Source organism: Mesorhizobium delmotii (assembly GCF_900149755.1).
Lineage (GTDB): Bacteria > Pseudomonadota > Alphaproteobacteria > Rhizobiales > Rhizobiaceae > Mesorhizobium > Mesorhizobium delmotii.
In genome coordinates, this window is sequence record NZ_FUIG01000024.1 from 174,721 (window position 1) to 197,904 (window position 23,184).

23 protein-coding genes are annotated in these 23,184 nt (G+C 62.9%); 12 read left to right on the plus strand and 11 right to left on the minus strand.

Annotated elements, in window-relative coordinates; all coding sequences use genetic code 11:
* The first annotated feature begins 302 nt into the window (after positions 1 to 302).
* Both BQ8482_RS14775 and BQ8482_RS14780 read left to right on the plus strand, forming a co-directional pair.
* Entirely contained in the window at positions 303 to 3,386 is a 3,084-nt protein-coding gene (locus BQ8482_RS14775; RefSeq protein WP_123148305.1) for an ATP-binding protein, read from the plus strand.
* A gap of 25 nt (positions 3,387 to 3,411) precedes the next feature.
* The gene (locus tag BQ8482_RS14780) at positions 3,412 to 3,666 is read left to right on the plus strand and encodes a nickel-binding protein (protein WP_123148306.1); all 255 of its coding nucleotides are present in this window, start codon (positions 3,412 to 3,414) and stop codon (positions 3,664 to 3,666) included.
* A 135-nt stretch (positions 3,667 to 3,801) separates the two neighbouring features.
* On the opposite strand, the gene BQ8482_RS14785 is transcribed toward BQ8482_RS14780, so the two are convergent.
* Together BQ8482_RS14785 and BQ8482_RS14790 are read right to left on the minus strand one after the other, a co-directional pair.
* A complete protein-coding gene (locus BQ8482_RS14785; protein WP_123148307.1) occupies positions 3,802 to 4,944 on the minus strand; it encodes an S-adenosylmethionine:tRNA ribosyltransferase-isomerase in 1,143 nt (380 codons plus the stop codon).
* Positions 4,941 to 5,663 (minus strand): SDR family NAD(P)-dependent oxidoreductase, encoded by a 723-nt coding sequence (locus tag BQ8482_RS14790; RefSeq protein ID WP_123148308.1) that lies wholly within the window; start codon positions 5,661 to 5,663, stop codon positions 4,941 to 4,943. The genes BQ8482_RS14785 and BQ8482_RS14790 overlap by 4 nt, the downstream gene beginning before the upstream one ends.
* Positions 5,664 to 5,748: 85 nt before the next feature.
* Here BQ8482_RS14790 and soxR point away from each other — a divergent pair, with 85 nt between their 5' ends.
* The gene (gene soxR, locus BQ8482_RS14795) at positions 5,749 to 6,183 is read left to right on the plus strand and encodes a redox-sensitive transcriptional activator SoxR (RefSeq protein ID WP_123148309.1); all 435 of its coding nucleotides are present in this window, start codon (positions 5,749 to 5,751) and stop codon (positions 6,181 to 6,183) included.
* Positions 6,184 to 6,579: 396 nt separating this feature from the next.
* On the opposite strand, the gene BQ8482_RS14800 is transcribed toward soxR, so the two are convergent.
* The 6 genes from BQ8482_RS14800 to BQ8482_RS14825 all read right to left on the minus strand — a co-directional run bounded on the left by BQ8482_RS14800 (position 6,580) and on the right by BQ8482_RS14825 (position 11,691).
* Positions 6,580 to 7,416 carry a 3-oxoadipate:acetyl-CoA acetyltransferase gene (locus BQ8482_RS14800; protein ID WP_123148310.1) on the minus strand — a complete coding sequence of 279 codons (837 nt, stop codon included), beginning with the start codon at positions 7,414 to 7,416 and terminating at the stop codon, positions 6,580 to 6,582.
* A gap of 9 nt (positions 7,417 to 7,425) precedes the next feature.
* Positions 7,426 to 7,860: a type II 3-dehydroquinate dehydratase gene (locus BQ8482_RS14805; RefSeq protein ID WP_123148311.1), complete on the minus strand. Its 435-nt coding sequence runs from the start codon at positions 7,858 to 7,860 to the stop codon at positions 7,426 to 7,428.
* Positions 7,861 to 7,864: 4 nt separating this feature from the next.
* The gene (locus tag BQ8482_RS14810; RefSeq protein WP_123148312.1) at positions 7,865 to 9,166 is read right to left on the minus strand and encodes a TRAP transporter large permease; all 1,302 of its coding nucleotides are present in this window, start codon (positions 9,164 to 9,166) and stop codon (positions 7,865 to 7,867) included.
* Positions 9,163 to 9,681 carry a TRAP transporter small permease gene (locus BQ8482_RS14815; protein WP_123148313.1) on the minus strand — a complete coding sequence of 173 codons (519 nt, stop codon included), beginning with the start codon at positions 9,679 to 9,681 and terminating at the stop codon, positions 9,163 to 9,165. The genes BQ8482_RS14810 and BQ8482_RS14815 overlap by 4 nt, the downstream gene beginning before the upstream one ends.
* A gap of 66 nt (positions 9,682 to 9,747) precedes the next feature.
* Positions 9,748 to 10,734 carry a TRAP transporter substrate-binding protein DctP gene (gene dctP, locus BQ8482_RS14820; RefSeq protein ID WP_123148523.1) on the minus strand — a complete coding sequence of 329 codons (987 nt, stop codon included), beginning with the start codon at positions 10,732 to 10,734 and terminating at the stop codon, positions 9,748 to 9,750.
* A gap of 48 nt (positions 10,735 to 10,782) precedes the next feature.
* The gene (locus tag BQ8482_RS14825; RefSeq protein ID WP_123148314.1) at positions 10,783 to 11,691 is read right to left on the minus strand and encodes a shikimate dehydrogenase; all 909 of its coding nucleotides are present in this window, start codon (positions 11,689 to 11,691) and stop codon (positions 10,783 to 10,785) included.
* A 175-nt stretch (positions 11,692 to 11,866) separates the two neighbouring features.
* Between BQ8482_RS14825 and BQ8482_RS14830 the strand changes: the two genes are divergently transcribed.
* From BQ8482_RS14830 to BQ8482_RS14860, 7 genes are all read left to right on the plus strand, one after another.
* Positions 11,867 to 12,553 carry a TetR/AcrR family transcriptional regulator gene (locus tag BQ8482_RS14830; protein ID WP_123148315.1) on the plus strand — a complete coding sequence of 229 codons (687 nt, stop codon included), beginning with the start codon at positions 11,867 to 11,869 and terminating at the stop codon, positions 12,551 to 12,553.
* An 83-nt stretch (positions 12,554 to 12,636) separates the two neighbouring features.
* Positions 12,637 to 14,529 (plus strand): bifunctional sugar phosphate isomerase/epimerase/4-hydroxyphenylpyruvate dioxygenase family protein, encoded by a 1,893-nt coding sequence (locus BQ8482_RS14835; protein WP_123148316.1) that lies wholly within the window; start codon positions 12,637 to 12,639, stop codon positions 14,527 to 14,529.
* A gap of 5 nt (positions 14,530 to 14,534) precedes the next feature.
* Positions 14,535 to 15,335, plus strand: coding sequence for a 3-oxoadipate enol-lactonase (gene pcaD, locus BQ8482_RS14840; protein ID WP_123148524.1), 801 nt, complete (start codon positions 14,535 to 14,537; stop codon positions 15,333 to 15,335).
* The gene (gene pcaC / locus BQ8482_RS14845; protein ID WP_123148317.1) at positions 15,332 to 15,736 is read left to right on the plus strand and encodes a 4-carboxymuconolactone decarboxylase; all 405 of its coding nucleotides are present in this window, start codon (positions 15,332 to 15,334) and stop codon (positions 15,734 to 15,736) included. The genes pcaD and pcaC overlap by 4 nt, the downstream gene beginning before the upstream one ends.
* Positions 15,733 to 16,491: a protocatechuate 3,4-dioxygenase subunit beta gene (gene pcaH / locus BQ8482_RS14850; protein ID WP_123148318.1), complete on the plus strand. Its 759-nt coding sequence runs from the start codon at positions 15,733 to 15,735 to the stop codon at positions 16,489 to 16,491. The genes pcaC and pcaH overlap by 4 nt, the downstream gene beginning before the upstream one ends.
* Positions 16,491 to 17,105, plus strand: coding sequence for a protocatechuate 3,4-dioxygenase subunit alpha (pcaG, locus tag BQ8482_RS14855; protein ID WP_123148319.1), 615 nt, complete (start codon positions 16,491 to 16,493; stop codon positions 17,103 to 17,105). The genes pcaH and pcaG overlap by 1 nt, the downstream gene beginning before the upstream one ends.
* Positions 17,102 to 18,160 (plus strand): 3-carboxy-cis,cis-muconate cycloisomerase, encoded by a 1,059-nt coding sequence (locus BQ8482_RS14860; RefSeq protein ID WP_123148320.1) that lies wholly within the window; start codon positions 17,102 to 17,104, stop codon positions 18,158 to 18,160. The genes pcaG and BQ8482_RS14860 overlap by 4 nt, the downstream gene beginning before the upstream one ends.
* A gap of 195 nt (positions 18,161 to 18,355) precedes the next feature.
* On the opposite strand, the gene BQ8482_RS14865 is transcribed toward BQ8482_RS14860, so the two are convergent.
* Entirely contained in the window at positions 18,356 to 19,480 is a 1,125-nt protein-coding gene (locus tag BQ8482_RS14865; protein ID WP_123148321.1) for a Gfo/Idh/MocA family protein, read from the minus strand.
* A gap of 9 nt (positions 19,481 to 19,489) precedes the next feature.
* Complete coding sequence (locus tag BQ8482_RS14870; protein ID WP_123148322.1) at positions 19,490 to 20,167, minus strand: GntR family transcriptional regulator; 678 nt, start codon at positions 20,165 to 20,167, stop codon at positions 19,490 to 19,492.
* Between the two features lie 139 nt (positions 20,168 to 20,306).
* Between BQ8482_RS14870 and BQ8482_RS14875 the strand changes: the two genes are divergently transcribed.
* Both BQ8482_RS14875 and BQ8482_RS14880 read left to right on the plus strand, forming a co-directional pair.
* Positions 20,307 to 21,464 (plus strand): LLM class flavin-dependent oxidoreductase, encoded by a 1,158-nt coding sequence (locus tag BQ8482_RS14875; protein WP_123148525.1) that lies wholly within the window; start codon positions 20,307 to 20,309, stop codon positions 21,462 to 21,464.
* A 67-nt stretch (positions 21,465 to 21,531) separates the two neighbouring features.
* Complete coding sequence (locus BQ8482_RS14880) at positions 21,532 to 22,077, plus strand: flavin reductase family protein (RefSeq protein ID WP_123148323.1); 546 nt, start codon at positions 21,532 to 21,534, stop codon at positions 22,075 to 22,077.
* Positions 22,078 to 22,115: 38 nt separating this feature from the next.
* Here BQ8482_RS14880 and BQ8482_RS14885 read toward each other — a convergent pair whose 3' ends face one another.
* Entirely contained in the window at positions 22,116 to 23,159 is a 1,044-nt protein-coding gene (locus BQ8482_RS14885) for a LacI family DNA-binding transcriptional regulator (RefSeq protein ID WP_123148324.1), read from the minus strand.
* Positions 23,160 to 23,184: the final 25 nt, after the last annotated feature.

Consider the following 23,184-nt stretch of genomic DNA (forward strand, 5'->3'; position numbering starts at 1 on the left):
CATGTTCAGTCCCCCCAGCCTCGACACCCTAGTCGGACATCCCGGTATCCATGCTTAGGGAAAGACGACCAATGTGGCGCCACGTTCGCGGCTTTGATCGCTTTGTTGATGGTGGCTTCGCGGTTGGCGGCGGCAGCCCGCCATTGGTCGTGGGTCGTTTCGTCGCCGTTGTCGTTGTCATCGGCCGGCTCCTCAAGGCTGTTTCGCAAGACCGTGTTCACAGCTAAGCTTGCGGACAATCGTGGAAGCGCCCGTGGAAACCGGCGTCGAATTATCTCGAAGGCAGAGCAGGCAGGCCAGGAATGCAACATCCTATCCCGCTCCGGGTACGTCTGCTCGGCGAGCTCCAGCTTGTCGGCGCCGACGGGAGGGCCCTTGCTTTACCCGCCTCCCGCAAAACGCGCGCGCTTCTTGGCTATCTCATTGCCACCGGTCAGGTGCACCGGCGTGAACGGCTCTGCGATCTGTTCTGGGACGGACCGGACGATCCGCGAGCCGAGTTGCGCTGGAGCCTCAGCAAGATCCGCGCGCTGCTCGGCGACGGCAGCAGAGCTCGGCTCGTGGCGGATCGTGAGCGGGTCGGCATCGAGCTTGGCGATGCGCTGGTCGACCATGCGGTCGTGCGCTCGCTTGCCGCAAGCAGCGTCGCCGCCGCGACCACCGATGTGCTGACCGAGACTGTGGCGCTGTTTGGAGGCGAGTTCCTCGACGGGCTCGATCTGCCGCTCTGCTACCGCTACCAGGAATGGTGCATAGCGGAGCGGGAGGCGATGAGCCAGCTCCGGTTCAGGGTTCTCGCCGCGCTTATCGCGCGACTGGAAGACGTCCCGACGGATGCCCTGCCCTATGCCTACGCATTTGTTGCGGCCGACCCGCTATCCGAAGCCGGCCATGCTGCGGTGGTCCGGCTGCTTGGGAAGATGGGCCGGACCAACGACGCGCTCGTTCATTACGAGCGGGCGCATCGCATATTCGAAGCCGAGCTTGGCGCGCCGCCAGGCGAGGAACTGAAGGCGGCGAGGCAGGCGCTGCGACCGAGCCCAATCGCAGGTGCCCGAGCCGCACCTTCCGGTGCAGCCAGGGGAACCCTGGATGACGCCCCGCGGTCTGCGGCTTCCGGGCCCATGGTTGGGCGCGACGCCGAGCGCACAACCATCGATCGCCTCGTCGGGATGGCAGCCGACAGCGGCCCGGATGTCATCCTCGTGACTGGAGAGCCCGGCATCGGCAAGAGCCACATGCTAGGCTATTTCAGCGAACGGATGGCCGCTGCCGGCGGGCGCGCCTTCAGCGCGCGCGCATTCGAAGCCGAGACGGCACGATCCTATGGCATCTGGATCGATCTCCTGCGCTCGGTCCAGCGGGAGCGACCGCGCCATGGATTGCCTTCGCTTCTCGGCCCGCTGCTCCCCGAGCTTGGAGGCGGCGAAGGCGTGGTCGGGGATCGCACTCAGCTGTTCGACGCCATTGTCGACGTGCTTCACGGGCTCGCCTCCGACGAGCCGGTGGGTATTGCCCTCGACGACGTCCAGTGGATCGACGACGCGTCCGCGTCGCTGCTTCACTACGTTGCGCGCCGGACCGAGGCAGCCCCCGGTCTTGTCATCGCCTGCGCAGCCCGTTCTGGAGAAGTCGCAGACAATATCGCGGTATCGCGGGTGCTGCGCTCGCTCGCCCGCGATGGGCGACTGACAGAGATCGAGCTCGATACATTGAGCGCCGAGCACACGGCAGAGCTCGTCCGGTGGCTCGACCCGGCTCTCGACGCAGCTCAAATCATTGCCGCGAGCGATGGCAATCCGCTGTTTGCGCTCGAACTTGCCCGCGCTCACTTGCGCGGAGATCCTGGCCCCGGCCGTACCGTGAAGGCCCTGATAGAAGGACAACTGGCTGGGCTGACTGACCAGGTGCGCGAAACGCTGGTCTGGGCTGCAGCGCATGGCCGCACCTTCACGCCGGAGGATCTCGCCCGCTTGACGCCGTTTGATGCTGCCGGGCTTCTGATGGCACTGGGGGAGCTTGAGCGGCGCGGGCTGGTGCGGCCGGCAGGCGGCGACGCTTATGACTTCACCCACGACCTCGTCCGGCAAGTCACCTACCGCAGCTTGTCCCATCCCCGGCGCAAGCTGTTGCATCGACATATCGCGCGCGCGCTTCGACCGGCGGCGGAGCGCGGCGGTGACGCTGCGGCCGATCTCGTTCATCACGCCGTGCTCGCCGAGGATGACGAGATGGCCGCACGAGCTTGCATCGTCGCCGGCGAGCGGGCCCTTCGGCTCTTCGCCAATGCCGAGGCCGCCGGCTTGGCCGAGCGAGGGCTACGGCATGTCGCGCGGCTGCCGGAAGCGCCGGAGAAGCTGGTTTCCCGGATTGCGCTGCTCAAGATCCGCGTTCTTGCGGCGACTGGTCCCGGATTGCGATCACTTCCTCCCATTGAAGAGGCGATCGCCGACGCGACCACCGCAGCGGAGGAACAGGGGCTGCAGGCTGCCGCGGCGACAGGGCACTATCTGCTTTCCATTCTCCATCAGCAGGCCGGACAAGTAGAGCAGGCCGAGGCAAGCACGCTTCGTGCCGCCGAGATAGGGCGCAACGCTGACCGCAAAATCCAGGCGCATCAGCTCGCCAATACGGCTCGCTGCCTGCTTGAGCTGGAGACAGAAATTGCGCGCGCGCGCGAATTGATCGCGGAGGCCGGCGATATCGCGCAGTCGCTTGGTACAGAGTTGTGCGAACTGCATTGGGCCAACGGGCTGCTGGAGCGATGGGACGGTCGGCAGGGTCAAGCCGCCGTGTATCTTGCTCGCTCTCTTGCCCTGGCGTGCCGAAGCGAAGACCGCTGGCGCGAGTACAAATGCCTGACCTGGCTGGCGACGCTTCATTTCGAAATGGGACGATATGCCGACATGCACGCCCGCTGTGAGGAGCTACGGTTGGTTGCCGCACGGATTGGGGAGGAGACGCCTTTCGTCGATACCCTGCAGGCGCTTACTGCCCTCATGACGGCGGATGATGCAGCCGACGAGGCGCTGGAGAGCGCCTTGGCGCGGCTTCGAGCCGCCGACGATAAGTCTTACCTGGCTTACGCTCTCAACAGCGCGGCGAGTTTCTACTGTCGTGCCGGCCGAATGGAGCAAGTCCGCCTCCACGCCAGCGAGGCACTGACAGTCGCCTCCAAGATCCGCCGGCGCTGCGAGATCGCCATTGCCAAGGCCCTGCTCAGCGCGGCCGCGAACAGTTCTTCGGCACCGGAAATCGACGACGATTGCCGGGCATCGATCGAGCTTGAGGATTTCAGCGCGAGGGCGCGAGCAGTTTTGCGCCATCCTGCCGAACCCGCGCGCAGCGTTCCAACGGCCGCACCCACGCCGGGCCTTCAGACTTGAACGAGCCATCGAACAGGAGAGCACCATGCCTCGCATAATCGTCGAGCGGTCTTTTGAAGCCCCGTTCACCCAGCAAGAACTCGACGCGATAGAGGCGCGGATGGCGCCGTGCCTCGACCTCTACGATGTCCGCTGGATCCGTAGTTACTGGTCATCCGACCGGCTGCGCATGATCTGCGAATACGAAGCCGCTGATATCGCCAGCGTTCGGAACGTCCAGCACGAGGCTGAAGCCAAGTTTGAGCGGGCCTGGGCTGCCGATGTGCTGGGCGAGCCGTGAAATCCCACCCGCCAGGCTGATACGGGTGAAAGTTGCAAGCCGTTGGATGCTCGCGACCGCCGACAAGTTCCGCGATACGCTCCGCCGCATCGCGCACGGCGTGCCGGAGCGGACCGCGTGCGACACCGGAGGACTTCAGACCTTCGCTCGTGCTTCCGTATCAGGGCAGTTCGATAGGCCCGAGATCCACCGGGCCGCGCAGCGCCGTTTCGTCTCGAGCACCCCGGCCCGGTTCTGCTCGCGCGATAGAAGCAGCGGCTGGCGATTGAGCAGCATGGAATCGCCGAATTCATGCGCACGGTATCGGTACGCGGTGAAGGCTGCGGAGGCCTTGGCGAGCAGAGCGTCGTCGGCAAAGGCACGCAGGAGCTCGAAATGGCTTTCGCCGGGCTGGTGGATGCCTGTGAGAATAGCATCGACCACGTGAAGCCGCGTGTCCCGCGCGATGCGCCCTGTCGCAATGGCATTTCCGGCACGCACATTCCCGGCGGGATTGGCGGCCGCCTCAAGCGCGCGCACTACACTCGTGCCGATCGCGATGATACGGCCGCCGCGGAGCTTCGCCCGCGCAACCTGCGCCGCGGTGCGCTCAGGGATGCGGTACGGCTCGTCGAAAGGGAGTCGCAGGTCGAGCGCGGGATCGCCGGTGGAGGAAACGCCCGCGGCATGGGTGACTGTTGCGAAGCCGACGCCGCGCCGACGCCAGGCTTGGAGCGTGCGCCAGTCGAGTGCAAAGCCTGCCGATGGCGCCTCGAACGCGACCGGCCCGGCGGCAATCTTCGTCCAGACATCCCACAGGGCCAGCGGTTCGGCAACATGCGCGTATTGAATCGGCCGGCCGTGCTGCGCCAGTCCAGCAAGTACCGCTGCGCGGTTGCCTGGGAATCGCAGCTCGAGAAGGCGAGGATGGTCGAGAAGGCGCTCTACGACGGCTTCAAGCGGGCCGAGCCGGAGGCGGTCGCCTGGTGACAGCGGCGGCGGAGGCAGCCGGTCTTCCGTGCGCGTGCGGTGATCGCCCGCGCCGAAGGCAATAGCCACGAAGCGGGTTGGATCGGGAAGTGACAGCCAACCTGCCAGGCGAATCTCGATCGCCTCGTCGCTGGGGACATGCGTGCCGTGCAAGCTGGCAGGCAAGGTCGCGGCGTCATTGGCGACGACCAGGTCGCCGGGATCGAATAGCGTCGCGAGTACAGCGCGCGGCAGGTCGCTCATCGTGCCGCCTGCCTCGACGACGAACAGCTTGGCGGAGCGTCGATCGGGACGGTCGGCGGCAATCATCCGTGTGCCCCGGCGAGAGCAGTTGCGCGGACCGGCAACGCGTTGAGCATCTTTTCGACGATCTCGGCAGCAGCCAGCTCGGGGCGCTTCAAAGTCGCCGGATCGGCATCAGGAACCGCGAGCGCATGCAGCGGGGTATCCATATCGCCGGGATCGAGCACGAGGAGCCGGATGCCGTCGGCTTTCGCCTCCTCGTTCCAAATCGCCGTCAGATGGGCAAGAGCGGCCTTGCTCGCGCCATACGCGCCCCAGCCGGGATAGGCGTTAACCGCTGCGTCGCTGGAGATGTTGATCACCAGCGCGCCACGGCCCTCGCGTGCGGACGCGGCAAGCGCACCGAACAGGGCTTTCGTCAGCCGGAACGCGCCGACGAGATTGACCGCGAGCGCTTTTTCCAACTCCTCGCAATCGGTATCGGCAAGAAGCGCCAGAGGAACAGGTCCGAGACTCGACGCATTGTTGATCAGGACGTCGAGCCCGCCGAGGCTGGCAGTGACTTGCAACGCGATCGGGTAGATGTCTTCCTTCTTGCCGACGTCGCCGACAATGCCGTGCGCGCCGGTCTCGTCGGCGATGCGTTCGACGTCCGCGGTGGTGCGGGCGACGAAGGCGACGGACGCACCCTGCTCGGCAAGCTGCCGCACAAGAGCCAGTCCGAGGCCGGACGTGCCGCCCGTGACCGCCACGCGAAGTCCCTGAAGATCGATATTCGTCTGCATTGCCGGTGCTCCTTCAATCTGCACGGCCTGTTGCTACAAGTTCAAGTTAACTTGAAGTCAAGCGGGAATCGTGCTTTCGTTACGCATGGATTCCATGCTGACCATCACCGACGTGGCGCGGCGCAGCGGCGTCGCGTCATCGGCCCTGCGTTTCTACGAGGAGCGCGGGCTGATCGCGTCCGAGCGGGCCGGCTCGGGACACAGACGTTATCCCCGCTCGGTGCTGCGCCGGATCGCCTTCATCGTCTTCGCGCAGCGAATTGGGCTGACGCTTGAGGAGATCGGCGCCGAGCTCGCCAAGTTGCCAGCCGATCGCGTGCCGTCGCGTCGGGATTGGTCGCGGTTGTCGGGTCAGTGGACCAAGCGCATCGACCAGCGCATCGCCGAGTTGCAGCGCCTGAGGTCTGGGCTTACCGAGTGCATTGGTTGCGGCTGCCTGTCGATCGACCGGTGTAGCCTCGCGAACCCTGCCGATATGGCAGGACGCAAGGGACCGGGGCCGAGGTATTGGCTGGGATGAGTTGGCGGCGTGCCTGTCACCATTGCCAGTTCGGCACCGCAAGACTTCGCCGAGTGCGAGACGCTGTGGTCCGGTAACGGCTCCCGCGAGCGGCGAACGCACTCGTCGCGGCGAGCACATCTCGGCGCGTGATGATCACGCTCGGGCAGGTTTGTTACTGACGCGCGGGGTTCAGAGCAGCTTGTCCGGTGTGATGGGCAGTTCGCGGATGCGTTTGAATTACGGTGACAATGCACTTTTTGTCGTGCTCGGTGGCAAAAGCCGGCTTTATTGATGTCCGGGTGCGCCAGGATGTCGGGCTTCCTCCTTATCGCGGATAGCGATGTCTGAAGGATCGACGAGGACGTTGCCAAGGCGCAACAGGTCCGACAGCGCGGCGCGAAGTTGCAGCCACGATTACGGTCCTGACGGCAGACCAAGCGTTTGGCGCGCCTCGTTGACGGTGGCGACACGCCGGCCAAGCCTCTCGACTGAGGCCGCCGCGAGTTCGACAAGCTCCGCGTTGCTGCGCGCCAGGCGTTCCCTAGTGATCCTGATATTGTCCTCAAGTCCTGTACGCACTGCGTCTGCTCCGCGCGCCAACGCCCATTGCATTACGATCGTCTGGTTGCGGCCTATTCCGGCCGCTGTCCAGGTGGATTGTGGAAACAGGAGTTTCGCTTCCCTGAGGAGCACATCGAGCAATCTCTCCTCCGCAGGCAGTGCGTTTTGCACGCCCATGACAAACTGGATGTGCGGGCGCTCACCTATAAGTCCCCCGTCGGCCAGCCGCCTGGCAGTGTGAAGGTGCGACAGGTCGAAGATCTCGATCTCCGGCAGCACGCCATTTGCCTTCATCGCGGCTGCGAGATCACCGATCAGGGAGGGATGGTTCTCGTAGACCATGGATGGGAAGTTGACCGAACCGGTCGAGAGCGAGGCCATGTCTGGCTTCAGATAAAGTGCCGAGCCACGCGCGGCAGGATCGCGACCGCGCCCGCCGGTCGAGAACTGGACGATCATGCCGGGGCAGTGCCTACGCACCCCCGCCTGAACGGCAGCGAAGCGCGTTGGTTCAGACGATGAACTCTGATCGTCATTGCGCACGTGGATGTGCACCAGTGACGCACCTGCTTCAAAGGCTTCCTGGGTCGACTCGATCTGTTCGGCCACGCTGATTGGCACCGCAGGATTGTCTTCCTTGCGAGGCAGCGAGCCGGTGATCGCAACGGCGATGATACAGGGTTCAGGCATGGCGATACACTATTGGTCGACCTGGTGCATAAGCCAGCGGATCGCGAGCGGATACCCCTCGGCGCCGAGCCCCGCGATCACGCCGGTGGCGACCTTCGATACCAGCGACCGATGATAGATCTCCTCGCGGCGATGGATGTTCGAGATATGCAGTTCGACGATCGGGCCCGGAAACATTTTGAGCGCATCGAGCACCGGGATCGAAATGAAGCTCAAACCCGCGGGATTGATCAGAATGCCCGCGCCTTCGTCGATCGCCTCATGGACCCAGTTGACGATTTCGCCCTCAATGTTCGACTGGTGAAAACGGATCGGACGGTCGCCGGCGGCGTCACGGCACATCGCCTCGATTTCTGCGAGTGTCGTCCTCCCATAGACCTCCGGCTCGCGCATGCCGAGGCGGTTGAGATTTGGGCCGTTGAGAACGAAGATTGGCTTGGTCATGGTCCTATCCTTGATAGCCCAGCAGGCGCGGCAGCCACAGCACCAGCGATGGGAAGAATGTGATCAGCATCAGGGCGGCAATCATGGCGTAGAGAAATGGCATTACGTCGTGCACCAGGTCGCGCAGCGGCACTTCTGCGATGCGAGTCATGATGAACAGCAGCAACCCGTAGGGCGGGGTGACGAGCCCGAGCATGATGTTGACGACGACCATTACGCCGAAATGCACCATGTCGACGCCGAGCGCCTGCGCCGTCGGAATCAACACCGGCACGATTACCAGCAGGATAGTCGTCCCCTCCAGCACGCAGCCCAGGATCAGCAGCAGGATGTTGACGAGGATCAGGAAACCCATCGGCGAAAGATCCCAGGACTGCAGGATCACAGACAGGGACTGCGGAATGTTCTCAACCGTGACGACGTAGTTGAACACCAGGGCGCCGGCGATGAGCATGCCGATCGAGGCCGTGGTGCGGGCGCTGTTGAGAAGCGCATGGTAGAGCTGACCCGGCGTCACGCTGCGATAGATCGCGACCGAAATGAGCAGCGCGTAGCCGGCGGCGACCGCCGCAGCCTCGGTCGGGGTCATCACGCCGCCCCTTATGCCGACCAGCAGAACGACCGGCAGCATCAGCGCCGGAAATGCGCGCAAGGTGATCCCCGGAAGTTCCCTGAGCGGCACCGGCTTCTCGACCGGAAAGTTCTTCCGGCGCGCGTCGATGGCGACGATGATCATCTGCGTCAGGGCGAGAAGAAGGCCCGGCACGATACCCGCAATGAACAGGTAGCCGATGGATGCATCCGAGATTAGCGCATAGATGACCAGCGGAATTGACGGAGGAATGATCGGGCCGATGACGGAGGTGACGGCTGTCAGCGCAGCGGCATAGCTCGCCGGGTACTTGCCATCCTTGGTCATGAGTTGCTGCATCATCTTGCCGGTGCCCGCGGCGTCGGCGATGGCTGAGCCGGACATGCCGGCGAAGATGATCGACTGCAGCACGTTGACTTGCGCCAGGCCGCCGCGGAAACGGCCGACGACAGCGTTGCAGAATTGCAGCAGCCGGTCGGTCATTGTCCCGGCGTTCATTAACTCCGCGGCGAGAATGAACATCGGTACGGCAAGCAGAATGTAGCTTGTGTAGAGCCCGTTGAGGAGCTGCTCGGCGGAGGTGCCCATGTCCAGCCCTGCAAGCCAGAGATAGAGGATCGACCCGGCGATCATCGAGTGACCGATCGGCAGGCCAAGCAACGCCAGCGCTGTGATCGCAACGACTGACAGCGAAAAGGGACTCGCGAGATTCATACGCCGGAGCTCGCTTTCGTGGGGTCGAATTCCGCCGGTGCTTCGCCGCGGAGAGCACGCCACGCCAGCCACAGGTAACGGGCGATCACGGCGATCACGAAGACGAGATAGATCGAGAACAGCCAGTCGAAGCGTATCTTGAGGTAGGCGGTGCTCTCGACCTTCATGAAGGTCACGTAGTCGAAGACGGCCGGAAAGGACCAGCCATAGAGCGCGACGAGAGCGATTGCGAAGGCAAGCGTCATTACCCGCCTAATGTCCGGACCGACTGTGGCGTAGAGGAGATCAAAACGGATTTCCTCTTCTTCACGAACGACGAACGCTGCGCCGAACAGCACAACCCAGATCCAGAGCACGACGGTGAGCTCGTTGCTCCAGCCCGTCGGCCAGTTGAGGAGGTAGCGAAAAACGACCTGCAGCAGAAACGCGGCGAACATGGCGCCGATTGCGATGGCGATTGCATTCTCGGCGCGCCGGTAGAGCCATCCGCCGACCTTTTTCAATCCCGGGTTCATGATGCCTCCCTGCCTGGCCAAACCGGCCAGCCGGCCGCAAGCGGACCGGCCGGCGAGTTCGTGGCGTCAAAGCGCGTTGATCTTGTCGACCATCCCGGCAGGCCATTGCTTGGCCAGGTCCGAGGCAAGGTATTGCTCCTGCACATGCTTGCGGAATGCTGCGACATCGGGCTCGTAGATCTTCAGGCCCTTGCCCTTGAACGTTTCAACGAGTTCCTTCTCGCGCGTCAGGTGTTTCTCTGTCGAGAAGTCGATCGCCTTGTCCGCCGCGGCCTGGACCTTTGCCTGCTTCTCGGCCCCCATCTCGTCCCACACCTTTTTCGAGATGCTGAGAAGGTCGAAACCGACAAGGTGCGAGGTAAGCACGATCTGCGACATGACCTCGTAGAACTTCATGTTCTCGACGTTGGGCAACGGGTTGTCCTGCCCGTCGATTGCGCCTGTCTGCAGGCCGGTATAGACCTCGGCGTAGGCCATTGGCGTAGGATTGGCACCGAGCGCCTGGCCGAGGAATTGCCAGGCGTCGCCACCCGGCATACGCAGCTTGATGCCTGCCATGTCGGCGGGAGTCTTGATTTCCTTGTCCGGCTTCAGACCGACCTGGCGCAGGCCGAAATAGGTAGGGCCGAGCACCCTCACGCCGAGCTGGTCCTCGGCCATCCTCTTCAGCTCCGCGCCGGCGTCGCTGGCAAAGAACGCCTTCACGTGCGCGGCGTCACGGAACAGATAGCCGGCAGTGACGATAGACCACGCCGGAATCTGCTTGGAGATGTCCTGCGGGGCAACGTTGCCCATCTCGAGGTTGCCGCGCTGGATGGCGACAAGTTCGGTGCCCTGCTTGAACAGGTTCCCGCCGTAATAACCCTCGAAGGCAAAGTCGTCCTTGATAGCTTCGGCGAACATTTTCATCATCTCGGCCCGGATGTCCTGCTCCGAGAACACGGCCGAGAAACGCAGCTTCGGCTTATCCTGCGCGAAAGCGGGAACGGCGGTCGCGGCGGCGAGTGCGCCGGCGGCGAGCATAAACAGGCGTCGGTTCATTTCAGCTTTCATGTCGATTTCCTCCCTATGGTCTTTATACAATTATAGGCGACATTGCCTTCATGCGGCGGCCTCGAAATGATCTGCCATGGCGCGGCGGTCGGCCTTGCGCCCGGTGAAGAGTTCGAACGCGCGGACGGCCTGATAAATCGCCATGCCGATGCCCGGCAGCGTTCTGCAGCCGATCGTTCGGGCCGCGACCAACAACTCTGTTTCGGTCGGAAAGTAGATTATGTCGGCGACCCATTTTTCGGCTGTCAAAAGAGCCGTGTCGAACGGTGTTCCGGGGTATTTCGCCATGCCCACCGGGGTCGTGTTGACGATGCCGTTTGCCATGCGCACGGCTGCGGCCGGGTCCGGCCACGTCTCGACGCGACCACCAAACAAGGCGCCCATGCGCGACGCAAGATCCGAGGCGCGACCGGGCTGGCTGTCGAGGACGAACAGCCGGCCAACGCCCATTTCCATCAGCGCGTTTGCGACTGCGGCGCCCGCTCCGCCGGCGCCGAACATTGCCACACAGCCCATCGATGCGCCTGTCATCGCCTCGCGAAAACTCTCCGCGAAACCCCAGCTGTCGGTGTTGTGGCCTTCCTTGCGTCCGCCAGCAAAGACGACCGTATTCACCGCGCCTATCGCGCGCGCTTCCGGCGACAATGCATCGAGGACAGGAATGACAGCCTGTTTAAACGGATGCGTGATGTTGAGGCCGTGAAAGCCTGCAATTTCCGCCGCCGCGATCAAGTCGCCGATCGCCGCGTCGGGAAATCCGAGCCGGTCGAAATCCAGCAAAAGATACGAATAGCCGATACCGAGGCGCCGGGCTTCGCGCTCGTGCATGCCGGGACTGCGCGAGGACTGAATGCCGCGTCCGACAAGGCCAATCACCACCTTTTCGCTGTCGCCGCCGGCGGCGCCCTTGTGCTCGTCGGCAAGACGGCAAAGGAGGTCGACAAGGCTGTCGTCCATCTCCCGAAATTCCTCCCTGTGCGGGCCGCCTCCCGGCCCAAATGCGGCAATTCCCGGATCGCCCTTGTGTTCACGCCAAACGCGCCGGTAAATGAGCCGTCGTGATTTGCGAATGATGTACTAACTGGTTAGTTTAGTCAAATGCCGGCTGCGCCGGAGCGGGAACTCAAACTGCATGGCCGTTATCAAGAAGGAACGAAAGCCGAAGCCGGACGCGAGCGCGACGCGTATCCAGGACCCTGAGGGCACGCGCCGCAACATCCTGGAGATCGCCTCCAAGGAATTTGCCCTGAACGGTTTGTCGGGCGCGCGCATAGACGAGATTGCGGCGCGCACACGCTTCAGCAAGCGCATGATCTACTACTACTTCGGCGACAAGGAAGGCCTCTACCTGCGCGCGCTCGAGAACGCGTATCGCCAGGTGCGCGAGGGCGAGGCTCAACTTGATATCGAAGGTCTGCCCCCCGTGGCGGCACTGGCACGCCTGGTGGAGTTCACGTTCGACCACCATCACCGACACGAGGAATTCATCCGCATGGTGATGATCGAAAACATCCATCACGGCCAATACCTCGAACAATCGGATGCGATCCGCGAACTGAACGTGACTGCGATCGATCATATCTCTCGCATCTATTCACGCGGTGTCGAAGAGGGGGTCTTCCGGCCGGGACTCGACGCGGTCGAACTCCATTGGCAGGTAAGCGCGCTGTGCTTCTTCAACGTTTCCAATCGCACCACCTTTTCGATGATCTTCGGACGCGACTTCGGCGCGCCGGCACAACTCGAGCGGCTCAAACGCAACAGCGTCGAGATGCTGTTGCGTTTTGTCGCCAAGGACGAAGCTCCCGCAGAACGCTGAGCGCCGAACTTGCGATGCTGGCAGCGTTGCCGTAGTTTATGTACGAACTGGTTCGTTCATAACAAACCAGGGAGGAGGCGCGTTTGAAGACGTCGATCGCGACGGTGTCGATCGCCGGTGACCTGGCGGAGAAATTCGCGGCAATTTCCGCCGCAGGCTTCGACGGTGTCGAAATCTTTGAGAACGACTTCCTCGCCTTTGACGGCTCACCGCGCGACGTCGGCCGAATGGCTGGTGACGCAGGTCTGACCATAACGCTGTTCCAGCCGTTCAGGGATTTTGAGGGTTTGCCGGAGCCGCAGCGCAACCGCGCCTTTGATCGTGCCGAGCGCAAATTCGACGTCATGCAGGAACTCGGCACCGACCTGATGCTGGTATGCTCGTCGGTGTCGCCCGTCTCGCTTGGCGGGATCGATCGGGCGGCCATGGACTTTCACGAGCTTGGCGAGCGCGCCGCCAAGCGTGGTCTGCGCGTCGGCTACGAGGCATTGGCCTGGGGGCGTCACGTCAATGATCATCGCGATGCGTGGGAAATCGTGCGCAGGACTGACCATCCGAACGTCGGGCTGGTTCTCGATTCCTTCCACACGCTGGCCCGCAGGATTGAACTCGGCTCCATCCGTTCGATACCCGCCGACAAGATCTTCATTGTCCAACTCGCCGACGCGCCGCTGATCGAAATGGACTTGCTCTATTGGAGCCGGCACTTCCGCAACATGCCAGGCGAAGGTGATCTGCCGGTGCGACAGTTCATGCAGGCGGTCGCGGCAACCGGTTATGACGGCTATCTGTCGCTCGAGATTTTCAACGACCAGTTCCGTGGCGGGTCGGCAAAGGCGATCTCCGTCGACGGGCGGCGTTCGCTCATATGGTTGATGGATCAGGTGCGGCGTGAAGAACCGGCACTTGACATGGCCATCCCGCCAATGCCCGACCGCATAGGTGTTGCAGGGGTCGAGTTCATCGAGTTCGCGGCCGATCGTCAGGACGCCGGACAGCTTGGATCGCTGTTGCGCATGCTCGGCTTTGTCGAGGCCGCTCGGCATGTCTCGAAGGAGGTCACGCTGTACCGCCAGGGCGAGATCAATATTGTCATCAATACCGAGCGGCAGGGCTTTGCCCATTCTTCCTTTGTCGTCCATGGCACGTCGGCATATGCGATGGGCCTGAAGGTCGAGGACGCCGCCGCCACGGTGGCGCGCGCCGAGGCACTGGGCGCCGAGATCTTTCACCAGCGGGTCGGGCCCGGCGAGTTGTCGATCCCGGCGATCCGCGGCGTCGGCGGCGGACTGATCTACTTCCTCGATGCCAAGACCGACCTGGCAAAGGTCTGGGACATAGAGTTCACGCCGGTCACGTCGGCAAGTTCCGGCAATGGCGTTGGCCTCACCCGTATCGATCATGTCGGGCAGACCATGGCACAGGAGGAGATGCCGAGCTGGCTGCTGTTCTATGTCTCGATCTTCAGGACGGCCAAAACCCCCATGGTCGACATCGTCGATCCGGCCGGCCTCGTGCGTAGCCAGGTCATCGAAGGTCTGGACAAGCGCTTCCGCCTGACGCTGAACGGCGCCGAGAGTCACCGCACGCTGGCCGGCCATTTCATCGCCGAAACCTTTGGTTCCGGCGTCCAGCATCTGGCACTCGCGACGGATGACATCTTTGCGACGGCGGCAAAGCTGCAGGCCAACGGCTTCGAACCGCTTCAGATATCGATGAACTACTACGACGACGTAGAAGCGCGCTTCGGTTTGGATCCGGAGGTCGCCGATCGGTTACGCTCAGCCAACATCCTTTATGACCGCGACGACAACGGCGAATTTTTCCAGCTCTATGCACCGACATTCGGAGAAGGGTTTATTATCGAGTTCGTTGAACGGCGCGGCGCGTATGCAGGATATGGTGCGCCGAACGCACCATTCCGCATCGCCGCGCAAAAACGGCTGATGCGGCCCAAAGGAATGCCAAAGCTATGACGGATATGAACTTTGCTCGCATTAATGGCGCGACGATCCACTACCGGCATCGTCCCACAGCTGGCAGGCCGACGGTCGTCTTCGCGAACTCGCTCGGCACGGATATGCGCATCTGGAACGAGGTCGAGCGAAGGCTCGCCGACGACTGTACATCAGTTGCGTTCGACAAGCGCGGACACGGCCTGAGCGAACTGGGTGGCGCGCCGCAAACAATCGAGACCCATGCGACGGACCTTGCAGGGCTGCTCGACCGTCTTGGCGTAAAGCGCGCGGTGATCTGCGGGCTTTCGATCGGCGGCGTCATTGCGCAATGCCTTTACAAGACGCGGCGGGATTTGATCGAGGGGTTGATCCTTTGCGATACGGCAGCAAAAATCGGTACGGCCGAGATGTGGAACGGGCGCATCAACGCGGCCCTGTCGGAGGGCATCGCGAGCTTTGCCGACGACGTGATGCGAAAATGGTTCACACCGGATTTCCATAAGAATCGCAGCGAGGAACTGGCTGGTTATAAAACGATGCTAACGCGCCAGGATCCGGCCGGCTACGCTGCTGCCTGCGCGGCTATCCGCGACGCCGATTTCACCGCTACGACCGCCGCGATCAAAGTGCCGACACTCTGCATTGTCGGCGATCAAGACGGATCGACACCGCCTGAACTGGTGGAATCGCTGGCCCGCTCAATCCCCGCCGCACGGTTCGAGGTCATCGCCGGTGCGGGCCACATCCCATGCGTCGAGCAGCCGGAAAGGCTCGCCGGGCTGATCCGTGGCTTCCTGAACGACATGCGAAGAGAGCGCAAATGAGCAAGCCACAACACGGCGACCGATATGTCGAAGGGATGGCGACGCGCCGTTCGGTGCTGGGTGACGCCCATGTCGACCGCGCAGAGGCGGCCAAGACCGAATTCGACATTCCTTTCCAGGAACTGATCACGGAGGCGGCATGGAGTCACGTCTGGTCGCGGCCTAACATCACCAAGCGCGAGCGTTCTATGATCACTATCGCGCTGCTCGCCGCGCTGAAGCAGGACGAAGAGGTTGCGATGCATCTCCGCGCCAGCGTCAATACCGGGGCGACGCGCGACGACATACGCGAGGCGCTGCTGCATGTGGCAATCTATGCCGGGGTACCGGCGGCAAATCATGCGATGAAGATCGCCAGGAAGACATTCGACGAAATGGACGCTCAAGCCGCCAAATCATGACCAACTCGCGCTTTCCCGCCAACCGCACGCCGGAAATCGGCGCCTTCTTTCAGCGCGACCGCGACTGGCATCCGCCGGCCTTCACGCCGGCCTACAAGACTTCCGTGCTGCGCTCGCCGCAACGGCCGCTTCTTTCCCTCGACAACACCCTGTCGGAGCTTACGGGGCCGGTCTTCGGCCACAATATTCTCGGTGAACTGGACAATGACCTCATACACAATTTTGCCGGGCCGGGCGAAAGCGCGATCGGGCCGCGCATCCTCGTCTATGGCCACCTGCTCGACGAGCGCGGCATCGGCGTCGCCGGTGCATTGCTGGAGGTATGGCAGGCCAACGCCGGCGGACGCTATCGACACAAGAAGGAGACTTATCTCGCGCCACTCGATCCGAACTTCGGCGGCTGCGGCCGCACCATCACCGGCGAGGATGGCTCCTATTGTTTCCGTACGATCCAGCCGGGGCCATATCCCTGGCCCAACGGACCCAACGACTGGCGTCCAGCTCACATCCATTTCTCGATCTTCGGGCACGGCTTCGCGCAGCGCTTGATCACCCAGATGTATTTCGAGGGCGACCCGATGATCTGGAGGTGCCCGATCGTGCGGACCATCAACGACCGCCGCGCTATTGAAGGCCTCACCGCCGCGCTCGATATGGAGGCAACGATACCGATGGATGCGCGGGCATACAAATTCGACATTGTACTGCGCGGCCGCCGCTCGACGCTGTTCGAAAACCGCATTGAGGGCAACTGATGGTCCAGGCTCTCGGTCGGCTGAAGGAAAGCGCCTCGCAGACCGCGGGACCCTACGTCCATATAGGGCTGACGCCCAACTTTGCCGGTATCTCGGGCGTCTATGAACGCGACCTTGGCACCGCGATGGTCAACGACAAGACCAGGGGCGAACGCATCAGGGTCAACATCCGGGTGATCGACGGCGCCGGCTCGCCGCTGAAGGACGCGCTTGTGGAGATCTGGCAGGCGGACGCCGCCGGCATCTACAATTCGCCCTCGGATCTGCGCGGCTCCGCCGACCCGAATTTTACCGGCTGGGGCCGGCTGCCCACCGACATGACGACGGGCGAATGCATGTTCGAAAGCATCAAACCCGGTCGCGTCCCCTTTTTTGACGGCCGCAAGATGGCGCCGCATTTGACGGTCTGGATCGTCGCGCGTGGAATCAACATTGGCCTTCACACCCGCATGTATTTCAGCGACGAGGAAACGGCCAACGCCGAGGATCCCGTCCTGATGCGCATTGAGCAAAGAGAGCGCGTGTCGACGCTGGTCGCGCCGCGCGATGGCGACATCTATAAGTTCGACATTCATCTCCAGGGCATCAACGAGACGGTCTTCTTCGACATATGATCGCAGCATTTGACAATCCCCTCCTGTCCGGGCTTCTCGGCGATGAGAAGATGGCGACGCTGGTCGGCGTCGAGGCCGAACTTGCGACGATGCTGCAATTCGAGAAAGCGCTCGCCGACGCAGAAGCTGCACTCGGCATCGTCCCGGCGGCTGCAGCAAGCGCAATCGGACGCGTCCTCGACAACTTCCGGCCGGAAATCCAGGCCCTGAGGGACGCAACGGCGCGCGACGGCGTCATGGTGCCGGAGCTCGTGCGGCAGATCAGGCATGCTGTCGGAGAGCCGCATTCGGAGCATGTGCATTTCGGTGCGACTAGCCAGGACGTGATCGACACGGCCATGATCCTGAGAATTCGCGCCTGTATCGACCTGTTGGAAGAACGGCTTTCGGCTCTGGTGGTCGCCTTCGCCGATCTCGGCCATCGGTTTGGCGATCGCCCGCTGATGGCCCAAACCCGAATGCAGGCAGCGATTCCGATTTCCGTAGCCGACCGCGTCACAAGCTGGCGCGAACCGCTCGTGCGCCACCACGAGCGGCTTCAATCGGTGCGAGGATCGGTCCTCGTCCTCCAGTTCGGCGGCGCCGTCGGGACACTCGAGAAGTTCGCAAACAAGGGCGCCGCCATCCGCACCGCGCTGGCCCGGCGGCTAAGCCTCGGCGACGCGCCGCAATGGCACAGCCAGCGCGACCGCATCGTTGAACTGGCCAACTGGCTATCGCTTGTGACGGGCGGCCTCGGCAAGTTCGGGCAGGACATTGCGCTGATGGCGCAGGCAGGCGACGAACTCCAACGGGCGGGCGGCGGTTCATCGTCCGCCATGGCGCACAAGCGCAATCCCATCGACGCCGAGATGCTGGTGACGCTTGCCCGCTACAACGCAGTCCAATTGTCGGGAATGCATCATGCGCTGATCCATGAGCAAGAGCGCTCTGGTGCAGCCTGGACGCTGGAATGGTTGATCTTGCCGCAGATGCTCATGGCGGCTGGAGCATCGACCTGTGTCGCGGACAGGCTGGTCCGAACCATAGCGGCAATCGGAGGCAAGATCGACTGATCCCACTAATGCATGTCGCGCAAAAGTGTGCAGCGGTTTTGCGACAACGACATGCATAAAAATAACAACCTAAAGCGCGTCGCATGAGGCCGGTCAAACGCGACGCGCTTTAGGCGGCTCACGCCGTGGATCTTGCGATTTAGGCGTCTCCGCTACCACTTAGTCAGTAAGATCAAGCGGTCACGTGAGCTACCATCAGCCACACTGAGCGCTCTCGCAGGCATCGAGTGGGTTGGAAATGGCCGTGCCCTGGTTTGCCGACAATTGTGCGGCCATACCCATGGCGACAGCTTTCCAGCCATCATCCAACGTCACCTCAACCGGCCCTTCGCCTCGTAGGGCGGTGCAGAACCGCTGATGCTGATAAAAAGTCGAGCCGTTGTGATCACCGGCCGTCAACAATTGCGGGTCGACCGGGATCTCGACGGTGTACGGTCCCTGCGGAAAGCGCGGGCTGACGATCAACTGCGGCGTCGGCGTCGCGCCGAGATGAGCTGGCCAGAAGCGGCCGGGACCCGGCACCAGGCATTCGACTTTACCTTGCGCACCGACGGCACTGATCTCCTCCTGATAGCGGCTGCCCTCTGCATACATGCATAGTTCCAGCATGGCGCGCGCGCCGCTGGCGAAGTCGACCAGCACGTAGCCGCAATCCCAGATATCGGGTGTCTCGCCATCATAACGTTCGTTGAGATGATTCACTTCCTGTCCGGCCGACGCCATGATCCTTACCGGTTCCGATTTCAGAATCAGCCGCATGAGATCGAAGAAATGGCAGCATTTTTCGACGAACGTGCCTCCCGATCGACGGTTGAAGCGGTTCCAGTGGGCCACCTTGTCCAGGAACGGGTAGCGATGTTCGCGGATTGTCAGCATCCGGATGCCGCCGGTGGCGTTCTGCGCCTGCTCGATGAATCGAGCGACCGGCGGCATATAGCGGTATTCCATCGCCACCCAGACTGGTGCGGTATAGGTCGTGGCGAACGCCTTCACCGCGGCTGCGTCGACCGGGTCGGTGAAAAGCGGCTTCTCGACCAGGATAGGCAGCGCACGGATAGCAGCGATTTCCTTTAGCTGCGCGAAATGCACATAGTTCGGACTGGCGATGAGCAAGCAGTCGACGCGCGGATCGGCCGCCACCTCCGCGACCGAGCCGGCGATCGACGCTTGCGGGGTGAGGACTGCCGCGCGGGCGCGCATCGTCGCGTCGGGCTCGAAGATCGCCGCGACGCCGACATCGGGCAGCAGCGCGATATTGCGAAGATGCTCCTGCCCCATCATGCCGCAGCCGATCATGCCGTAGGAAATGTGCTTCGCCATATCGGTTCCCTATCGCAGCCGCGCGACATAGCGCGCGACGCCATGATCAAACCAGGTCCTGGAAAACTCCGCGCTGGCGCCGTCCTGCATCCAGCCGGTACGCTCGATGAAGCCGGCGGCGGCGCCCGGCGCAAGGCCGAACTCAGGCAGCGCCCATCCCGGCACCTGGCCGACCCCGACGCGATCCTCTGCACGCAAGATCCAGATGCCGAGCGCCTTGCGGTAGTAAAGATAGAGCGAATCCGACAGTTCTTCGATAGCGACCGTCTCCGCACGGGAACCGTCGAGCCAGATCTCCTCCAGCGCCGCCGGCTTGCCGCCGAGGCTCCGCAGCCGCCTTATTCTATGGGCCTCGCCGCTCGATCCGAACACCGGCAGGTCCATCGGTTTCGCCAGCCGATCGACTGACAGAACGCGCGCCGTCGGCAGCCCGCCTCCCTCCAGGAGTTCCAGCCGGAACATGGAATAGACACTGGCCACGTCGGGTTGCGAACGCACGTAGTTGCCGGATCCCTGGATGCGACTGAGCAAGCCCCTGCGCTCGAGATCGCCGAGCGCCTTGCGCAATGTACCGACCGCTATTCCGAGGTCCGCAGCCATGTCGCGCTCCGGCGGAAGCTTCTCGCCCTCGATCATCCGCCCAGCCGCTATCTCGCGGATGAGCATTTCGCTGACCTGCTGATGCATCGGAAGCGCGTAGGCGTTTCTGGACGTGCTCAAATTGTCTCCAAACGCAAAATTGATACACTATTGATCTATACAAAAACGAATGATATTCAACAGGGAAAGACAGTCGCGGCAGCAATTGACGAAAGGAGTGCGGACATTGACGGTCGTTCCGGTGACGTCCGCTGATCTCGACGCTGCTGAAGTGTCGTGGTTTTCCGCTTTGTGCTCCGATGATTTCCGCTATCTCGGCGTACCGGATGGCGCGCTGCGGTCGAGTTGGGAGCACTGCTCCGATATCGTCAAGGCAGCCGAAGGACTGGGCTTTCGCAATATCCTGTGTCCCTCGTCCTATCAGGTTGGCCAGGATACTCTGTCCTTCGTGGCGGGCTGCGCTCCGATAACCTCGACGATCAACCTTCTCGCGGCGGTGCGTTGCGGCGAAATGCAACCGATCATGCTGGCGCGCACGCTCGCAACGCTCGACCACATGCTAAAGGGTAGATTGACGGTCAACGTCATCTCTTCCGACTTTCCCGGCGAACTCGCCGACAGCCGCTTCCGCTATCAGCGTTCGCGCGAGGTCATCGAGATCCTGCGTCAGGCCTGGACGCGCGATGAAATCAACCATCAGGGCGAAGTCTACCAGTTCGGGAAAGTAACCGCCGACCCCGCAAAGCCCTACCAACAGAATGGCGGGCCGCTACTCTATTTCGGCGGCTATTCGCCCGACGCGCTCGAACTCTGCGGCGCACAGTGTGACGTGTATCTGATGTGGCCGGAGGCGAAGGACGTGTTGGCGCACCGCATGCGTGACGTTCACGAGCGTGCAGCCGCCCATGGCCGCACATTGGATTATGGCCTGCGCGTCCACGTGATTGTGCGCGACACCGAAGCCGAAGCCCGCGACTATGCCGAGGAGTTGGTTTCGAAACTCGACGACGAGCAGGGCAGAGTTATCCGCGCCCGCGCACTGGACGCGACATCCCTGGGCGTCGCGCACCAGGCAAAGAACCGCGCCGGCGCCGACGCACACGGCTATGTCGAGCGGCATCTGTGGACCGGCGTTGGCCGCGCACGCTCTGGTTGCGGCGCCGCGATCGTCGGCTCGACCGACCAGGTCATGTGCGAGATCGAGGCATACCGGAAAATGGGCATCCGCGCCTTCATCTTCTCCGGCTATCCGCATCTCGACGAGGCCTTGTCCTTCGGCAAGCGCGTGCTGCCGAACATCAACACCTGCTCGCTGCCGCATGCCTATGGCCGGGTGCCGGAAATCACCCCGCCGACTCCGCTCGGAACCGGGGAGCGGCGATGATGATGCTGCGAATGCGCCTCAACGAGATTGAAGCTTCCACCGCAGCCCTTGGCCAGGAGGGCGCCTGATGTACCACTTCCTCAACCCCGAGCAGCAACCGATGAAAAGCTTCGTGCCCGGCCCCGACCGCAAGCGCGAGTTCCGCGACGCGCTCGGCCGGTTTGCGACCGGTATCATCGTCGTCACCACGATGACGCCTGATGGTCCCGTCGGCATCACCGCGAACAGCTTTGCATCGGTCTCCCTCGACCCGCCGATCGTGCTGTGGTCGATCGGCCGGCATTCGAGGCGCTTTGCCGCCTTCGCAGGTTGCGAGCATTTCGCGGTTCATGTTTTGGGCGCGGAGCAGATGGAGCTGAGCCAGCGCTTCGCTCGCGTCGGTCAAGCCTTCGACGGCCTCCCGCACGAGCTGAACGATACCGGCGTGCCGCTGCTGGGTGGCTGCCTGTCGCGGTTCGAATGCGTGCGGATCTCCGGGCATGAGGGCGGCGACCATTTGATTGTCGTTGCCCGCGTAACCGCCGCGACCTTGCGAGACGGCAAACCTCTGCTTTTCTTCGGCGGAGGTTACGGACGCTTCGAAGACGGTTCGAACGTGACCCCATCGATGTAGTGATGGCCTGGCCCGGACAGCGGTGTGAACCATACGTCTCAGGCGTGAACCGGGCCGGTCGACTGGCGTTGCACGATATGGCAGGCGAATTCGATACGGCGCGGCGGCAGGTCCCCGCCGAGATCGGCGAGCAGGAGGTCGAGCGACGCCGCGCCGATCTCGCGCATCGGGATATGCATCGTCGTGAGGGGCGGGTTTTGGAAAGCCGCCTGCGGAAGGTCATCCATGCCCATGACCGACACGTCGGCAGGCACCTCGTAACCCGACTTCCGGATCGCCATCATCGCACCGATAGCGAGGCTGTCGCCCGCGGCGAGCACAGCTGTGAAGTCGAGGCCACGAGCCTCGATGCGCCGCGCAATCGCTTCGGCCGCAAGGTCCGGCAGCCAATCCGCCACCTCCACGGCCAGGTCGCCGGCCGCCAGGCCGCGTTCTCGCAGTGCATCCTGCCAGCCCTCGAAGCGTCGCTCGATCGTGCGCCGCCCGCGTCGCATCAGGAACAGGATGCGCCGGTGGCCGAGGTCGAGCAGGTGCTGCGTCGCAAGATGCGCCGCCGAGCGGTTGCATGGCGTCAGGCTCGAATGGTGCATCGCCGGGTCGTCGCCGTTTATGAGCACGATCGGCTTGCCGAAACCGCCGGTCAGCGTCAGCACCGCCTCGTCGTCAAGCGTCAGAAACAGGCAGCCGACGACGCTCTTGTCTTGCCTGGCATCATCGAGCAGCGCGATCTGATCATCGGCGTCGGCGATCGAGCGCGGCACCAGCTCGACACCAAGAGTTTTTGCACGCTCGTTCAGTCCGTCGAGCACATAGAAGGTGAACTGGTTGCGGCCATAGTCGATCATGGCAGCGTTGCTTGCGGCGAGGATCACCTTGCGGCCGGCGATCGAAGTGGGGATCGTATAATTCAGCTTCCTGGCGGTTTCGACGATCGTCGACCGAAGATCGCCGCGCACGCCTTTGCCGCCGGCAAGCGCCCGCGACGCCGTGCTGACGGAAACGCCACAGCGCGCGGCGACGTCTTCGAGCCGCACGCGCCGGCTGGGCGTGCCGCGCTTCCCGCTTTCGACCTTCACGACCATCGGCTATTTCCTCACCAGATCTTCA

What these genes read in the sequence shown, in the direction of transcription:
- BQ8482_RS14780 (WP_123148306.1), top strand. Translation starts at nt 3,412, where the DNA reads ATGCCTCGCATAATCGTCGAGCGGTCTTTTGAAGCCCCGTTCACCCAG.
- BQ8482_RS14775 (WP_123148305.1), top strand. Translation starts at nt 303, where the DNA reads ATGCAACATCCTATCCCGCTCCGGGTACGTCTGCTCGGCGAGCTCCAG.
- BQ8482_RS14785 (WP_123148307.1), bottom strand. Translation starts at nt 4,944, where the DNA reads ATGATTGCCGCCGACCGTCCCGATCGACGCTCCGCCAAGCTGTTCGTC.
- BQ8482_RS14790 (WP_123148308.1), bottom strand. Translation starts at nt 5,663, where the DNA reads ATGCAGACGAATATCGATCTTCAGGGACTTCGCGTGGCGGTCACGGGC.
- BQ8482_RS14825 (WP_123148314.1), bottom strand. Translation starts at nt 11,691, where the DNA reads ATGGACGACAGCCTTGTCGACCTCCTTTGCCGTCTTGCCGACGAGCAC.
- pcaH (WP_123148318.1), top strand. Translation starts at nt 15,733, where the DNA reads ATGACCAACTCGCGCTTTCCCGCCAACCGCACGCCGGAAATCGGCGCC.
- BQ8482_RS14885 (WP_123148324.1), bottom strand. Translation starts at nt 23,159, where the DNA reads ATGGTCGTGAAGGTCGAAAGCGGGAAGCGCGGCACGCCCAGCCGGCGC.
- dctP (WP_123148523.1), bottom strand. Translation starts at nt 10,734, where the DNA reads ATGAAAGCTGAAATGAACCGACGCCTGTTTATGCTCGCCGCCGGCGCA.
- BQ8482_RS14870 (WP_123148322.1), bottom strand. Translation starts at nt 20,167, where the DNA reads ATGCATCAGCAGGTCAGCGAAATGCTCATCCGCGAGATAGCGGCTGGG.
- BQ8482_RS14805 (WP_123148311.1), bottom strand. Translation starts at nt 7,860, where the DNA reads ATGACCAAGCCAATCTTCGTTCTCAACGGCCCAAATCTCAACCGCCTC.
- pcaG (WP_123148319.1), top strand. Translation starts at nt 16,491, where the DNA reads ATGGTCCAGGCTCTCGGTCGGCTGAAGGAAAGCGCCTCGCAGACCGCG.
- BQ8482_RS14800 (WP_123148310.1), bottom strand. Translation starts at nt 7,416, where the DNA reads ATGCCTGAACCCTGTATCATCGCCGTTGCGATCACCGGCTCGCTGCCT.
- pcaC (WP_123148317.1), top strand. Translation starts at nt 15,332, where the DNA reads ATGAGCAAGCCACAACACGGCGACCGATATGTCGAAGGGATGGCGACG.
- BQ8482_RS14810 (WP_123148312.1), bottom strand. Translation starts at nt 9,166, where the DNA reads ATGAATCTCGCGAGTCCCTTTTCGCTGTCAGTCGTTGCGATCACAGCG.
- BQ8482_RS14880 (WP_123148323.1), top strand. Translation starts at nt 21,532, where the DNA reads ATGTACCACTTCCTCAACCCCGAGCAGCAACCGATGAAAAGCTTCGTG.
- pcaD (WP_123148524.1), top strand. Translation starts at nt 14,535, where the DNA reads ATGAACTTTGCTCGCATTAATGGCGCGACGATCCACTACCGGCATCGT.
- soxR (WP_123148309.1), top strand. Translation starts at nt 5,749, where the DNA reads ATGGATTCCATGCTGACCATCACCGACGTGGCGCGGCGCAGCGGCGTC.
- BQ8482_RS14865 (WP_123148321.1), bottom strand. Translation starts at nt 19,480, where the DNA reads ATGGCGAAGCACATTTCCTACGGCATGATCGGCTGCGGCATGATGGGG.
- BQ8482_RS14815 (WP_123148313.1), bottom strand. Translation starts at nt 9,681, where the DNA reads ATGAACCCGGGATTGAAAAAGGTCGGCGGATGGCTCTACCGGCGCGCC.
- BQ8482_RS14830 (WP_123148315.1), top strand. Translation starts at nt 11,867, where the DNA reads ATGGCCGTTATCAAGAAGGAACGAAAGCCGAAGCCGGACGCGAGCGCG.
- BQ8482_RS14860 (WP_123148320.1), top strand. Translation starts at nt 17,102, where the DNA reads ATGATCGCAGCATTTGACAATCCCCTCCTGTCCGGGCTTCTCGGCGAT.